The sequence below is a fragment of the Intrasporangium sp. genome (assembly GCF_039812505.1).
GTDB lineage: Bacteria > Actinomycetota > Actinomycetes > Actinomycetales > Dermatophilaceae > Intrasporangium_A.
In genome coordinates, this window is sequence record NZ_JBDIAQ010000206.1 from 1 (window position 1) to 4,735 (window position 4,735).

Consider the following 4,735-nt stretch of genomic DNA (forward strand, 5'->3'; position numbering starts at 1 on the left):
AGTGACCGACCCGACCCGGCCCGAGCACCACCTACCCCGCCACGGCCGGATAGTGACCGCCGGGATGCGGACGGTCGGGCGATCGGGGGCATCGGCTTCAAAGGGCAGCCAGAGGATGGCGTCGTCGAAGTCGGCTATGGGCTCGCCCGTTCGGCCCGCGGCACGGGGTACGCCGCCGAGGCTCTCGTCGCCCTGGTCAGACTGGCCGCGGACCACGGACCTGCATCTGTCGTCCCAGAGACCGACCAGTGCAACATCGCCTCACAGAAGACCCTCGAACGAGCCGGGTTCGAGCTCGAACGCGGCGAAGGCCAGCAGCATCGCTACGAGGGCGGTTGCGCCGGCCAACTAGGACGGCCCCCGGGAGCGGCATACCCTCTCAGCCATGCGCTTCGAGATGGACGCGATCCTGTTCGACATCGACGGGACCCTGGTGGACTCGACCGCCGCGGTCGAACGGATCTGGGGTACGTGGGCCGACGCACACAACCTCGACGTGCGCGAGATCCTGCGCATCTGCCACGGCCGACGCAACGAGGACACCATCGCCCTGCTCCTCCCGGAGCAGCAGCGACCCACGGCAGTCGCGGAGCTCGAACGACTCGAGCTGGACGACCTGGCCGAGGTGGTCGCGCTGCCGGGTGCCCGAGCCCTGCTGGCCGGCCTGCCGACCGACCGGTGGGCCGCCGTGACGTCCGGGTCACGGGCCCTGATGCGCGCCCGGCTCGGCGTCGCCGGCCTGCCCGTTCCCGCGGTGCTCGTCGCCGCCGAGGACGTGACCCGGGGCAAGCCCGACCCGGAGGGCTACCGCGCGGCGGCTGCCGCGCTGGGCAAGGACGTCCGGCGCTGCCTGGTGGTCGAGGACGCACCGGCGGGCATCGCGGCCGGACAAGCAGCGGGCGCCCCGGTGCTCGCCGTCGCCACCTCGCACGACCCGTCCGCGCTGGAGATGGCCGATGCCGTCGTCCCCGATCTCACGACGTGCCGGATCGAGTGCACCACGAGCGGTCTAACGTTCAGCATCGCCCGGACGGCGCGTGGCGGTGAGAGCGTCCCGTGACCGAGGTCGTCGAGCTCGCCTTCCCGTTCACCGGCACCTGGCTGGTGCAGAACAGTCCTGCCGACCGGGTGCCGAGCCACGGCACCCGCCGTTTCGCCACGAGCCATGCGATCGACTTCGTCCCGGTGGACCCGGCCGGACGCTCGGCACCGTTCACGCTCACGTCACTGCTTCGCGCGGAGCCCCCGGAGCGCTTCACCGGCTTCGGAAGACCGATCCTGGCTCCCGGCCCGGGGGTCGTGATCGCCACCCATGACGGGGAGCCCGATCATCACGCCGTCCGAGGCTTCCCGTCCGTGGGCTACGCGCTGACACAGGGCCGCCGGGCGGCACGCGGCTGGGCCGCCCTCGCCGGCAACCACGTCGTGATCGAGATCGGGCCGGGCGTGCTGGTGGCCCTGTGCCACCTGCGGGCCGGCAGCGTCAGCGTCGCGGTCGGCCAGGACGTGCTCGCAGGATCGAAGGTCGGGCAGTGCGGCAACTCGGGCAACAGCACGCAGCCGCACGTGCACGTCCAGGCGATGGACCGGCTCGACCCCGAGAGCGCGACGGCCCTCCCGATCAGGTTTCCCACCGGGTTGCCGCGCAACGGCCAGGTCGTCACCGCGCCCGAAGCAGCCCCAGGGAGCGGCGGACCGGCCGGCTGAGCGGCATACCCGAACCCGGAAGGCACCCACGCCGGGAGGCAACATAGCCGCGAACCCGCCTCACTGCCAAAGGCGCCCGGCGATCTGCACCACCCGCTCGAGCTTGGCCCATTGCTCGTCCTCGGTGAGCCGGTTGCCCTCGACCGTGCTGGCGAACCCGCACTGCGGGCTGAGGCACAGCTGGTCCATCGGCAGGTAGCGGGACGCGTCCTCGAACCGCGCGGCCACGGTTTCGTAGCTCTCGAGCTCGGGCCGCTTGCTCGTGACCACCCCGAGCACGACGGTCCGGTCGGCGGGCACGTGGCGCAGCGGGGCGAAGTCGCCCGAGCGCTCGTCGTCGTACTCGAGGAAGTAGGCGTCGACGTCGAGCTCGTTGAACAGGACCTCGGCGACCGGCTCGTAGCCGCCCGAGGCGAAGTACGTGCTCCGATAGTTGCCGCGGCACAGGTGGACCGCCACGGTGAGGTCGTCGGGCCGCCCGGAGATCGTCGCGTTGATCAGTTCCGCGTAGGCGTGCGGGAGGGCGTCCGGGTCGTCCCCGCGCTCGATCGCACCGGCCCGCATCTCGGGGTCGCAGAGGTAGGCGAGGTTGGTGTCGTCGAGCTGGAGGTAGCGGCACCCTGCCGCATACAGCGCGTCGATCTCGGCCCGGTAGACCGCGGCGAGGTCGGCGAAGAACTCCCCGAGGTCGGGGTAGGCGTCGATGTCGACGCCGGCGCGGCCACCCCGGAAGTGCACCATCGTCGGCGAGGGGATCGATACCTTGGGGGTGCGCGTGGTGACCGACGCGAGGTAGCGGTAGTCGTCCACCTGGATGTCGCGTACGCGCCGCAGCGGTCCGCGGACCGAGAGCTTCGGCGGGGTCATGTGCACGGTGGTGGCCGAGTCGGAGCTGGCGGCGATGTTGCCGGTGACCGCGACGCCCTCGACCTGCTGGAGGAAGTCGAGGTGGAAGAAGGCCCGCCGGAACTCTCCGTCGGTGACGCTCTGCATGCCGGTCGCCTCGAGCTTCCTCACGGCAGAGGCGATCTCGGCGTCCTCGACCGCCCGCAGGCCCGCCGCGTCGAGCTCACCGGCCGCGACCCGGGCCCGAGCCTCGTGGATCGCCGGAGGCCGCAGCAGGCTGCCGACGTGGTCGGCCCGGAACGGCGGGTTGATGGCGCTCATCGTGTCTCCTTCGGTGGGTGACGGTCGCTCCCGGCTCCTCCAATCATGTCCGCCCCAGAGGCTCCCCACGCCGCCGGGTGGGACCGGCAGCGGCGAAATCGCGTCATGAAACGGGCGGTGCGACGTCATATGGACGAACGCCGGCGCCGGGGGGACGCACAGCGCTTCCCGGCACAGCTCGGTGTCCATCCGACCGAGAGAGATGACAGCCATGCCAGGAAGGCACCGCGCCCCCAAGCAACCACTCCGCACCCGACTGTGCACCTGGTTCCGACCGAGCAGCCGGCAGGGGTCGGCCGGCGAGCATCCGCCGACGCCGACGAGCGCACACCTGACCTACCAGTCGAGGCACTGAGGCGCCGCGCGGGTCAGCCGGCCAGGGCCCCCATCGGGTCCCAGGCCGGCAGCACGATCGGCGCCTGGTCCAGCGCCGCCTGCAGCTCCGCGGAAAGCCGGTCACGGCGGACGGCGACCTCGAAGACGTACTCGGCGAACCAGCCGTCGTTCATGGTCATGAAGCCCTTGTCGCCCTTCTCGGTGCCCCAGCTGTTCTCCACCCGCCACCGCCGCGGCGCGCCGTCGAGCAGGTCGACGCCGGTGAACAGCATCGCGTGGGTCATGCAGGACTCGTGGAGCAACAGGCGGTCGGCCTTCGTCAGGGTCGGCTCGCTCGCGTAGACCATGGCGCGGTCGTAGAGACCGGCGTCCCACAGGCCGAGTGCGGAGTTGGACATCTGGCCGGTGTCGCAGCCGAACCACACCGGCTCACCGCCGACGATGGTCTCGCTCGCGAGGGTCTTCATGAGGTCGACCTCGACGTTGAGGTAGGTCACCGGTGGCGCGCCGACGACGTTGCCCAGATGCTCGACGGTGAAGGTGCGGCCGTAGGGACTGGTCGGCCGCGGGTCGTTGACCAGGCAGACATACTCCTGCAGCGGGACGGTGACATAGGCGTCGGCGAACTCGAGCGGCGTCATGACGCCGTCCCGGTGGAAGCCGCCGTCCGAGTCCTTCCACTGCCACACGAAGGAGTCCGGCGGAGTGCCCAGGTGGATGCACAGCAGCCGGTGGACCGTGGCGAGCACCGACTCCCTGGCGGCATCGAGGGTCTCGGCGGCAGCGCCCGCGGCGGCTCGGGAGCGCAGGTCACGGGCCGCCTGGCGCAGGATCGTGGCGATGTCGCGGTTCATCTGGTGCGTGTTGCCGGAGCTCTTCGTCTCCGGCATCGCGACCTTCGGCACGAGGCCGTGCTTGCGGACCAGCGCGGCGAACATGTTCCACTGGCCGCCGTCCTCGGCCGGGTGCGCGAGCAGGTGGGCGACGGTGCGGTCGTCGGCTTCGCGGTCGGCCGTGGCGATGACCGACTCGAGCCAGTAGTTAGCCTTCTCGAGCTTGTCCCAGAACAGCAGGTGGTTCTGCGAGAACTCGAAGTCCTTGACCCCGAGCTTCTTGCGGGCACCGGCCCGCAGCAGGTTGGTGCCCGCGAAGAGCCAGCAGCGACCGCTCTTCTCCTGTGAGGTGGCCGCCCAGTCGTCGAGCAGGTTCGACACGGAGTGGTCGATGCTCGTCACGACCCGCCGGTCGAGGGCTACCTCGTCGATCGAGGTCGTCGTCACCGCGTTCTGCAGCAGGCGCGCGGTGGGGTCTGCGTCGAACGCCTTGGCGAGGCGTTCGACGAGGTCGGGGGCGAGGTCACGGGACATGGGTGCTTCCTTCGAGGGGTCGGTCTCGTGATCGTATGCCGCTGGGCTGACACGCGCGCCATACCCGCTGCGCGCTGCTCCCGCCGACCGGCTGCACCTCCCCTGATCGAGAGTGCGCTTCCGCTGATCGAGAGTGCACCTCCCCTGATCGAGAGTGC

General features: G+C 70.9%; 4 protein-coding genes. 2 read left to right on the forward strand and 2 right to left on the reverse strand.

The genetic code is table 11. The annotated features are described in order from the left end of the window. Nucleotides 1-385 precede the first annotated feature (385 nt). Together WMI84_RS16925 and WMI84_RS16930 are read left to right on the forward strand one after the other, a co-directional pair. On the forward strand, nucleotides 386-1,060 hold the full coding sequence (locus WMI84_RS16925) for an HAD-IA family hydrolase (protein ID WP_347354948.1): 675 nt from the start codon (nucleotides 386-388) through the stop codon (nucleotides 1,058-1,060). Next, nucleotides 1,057-1,707: a M23 family metallopeptidase gene (locus tag WMI84_RS16930; protein WP_347354949.1), complete on the forward strand. Its 651-nt coding sequence runs from the start codon at nucleotides 1,057-1,059 to the stop codon at nucleotides 1,705-1,707. The genes WMI84_RS16925 and WMI84_RS16930 overlap by 4 nt, the downstream gene beginning before the upstream one ends. 60 nt (nucleotides 1,708-1,767) lie before the next feature. Here WMI84_RS16930 and WMI84_RS16935 read toward each other — a convergent pair whose 3' ends face one another. Next, nucleotides 1,768-2,874: a 5-methyltetrahydropteroyltriglutamate--homocysteine S-methyltransferase gene (locus WMI84_RS16935; RefSeq protein WP_347354950.1), complete on the reverse strand. Its 1,107-nt coding sequence runs from the start codon at nucleotides 2,872-2,874 to the stop codon at nucleotides 1,768-1,770. A gap of 368 nt (nucleotides 2,875-3,242) precedes the next feature. Next, nucleotides 3,243-4,577, reverse strand: a complete 1,335-nt coding sequence (locus WMI84_RS16940; protein WP_347354951.1) for a C1 family peptidase — start codon at nucleotides 4,575-4,577, stop codon at nucleotides 3,243-3,245. Between the last annotated feature and the right edge of the window lie 158 nt (nucleotides 4,578-4,735).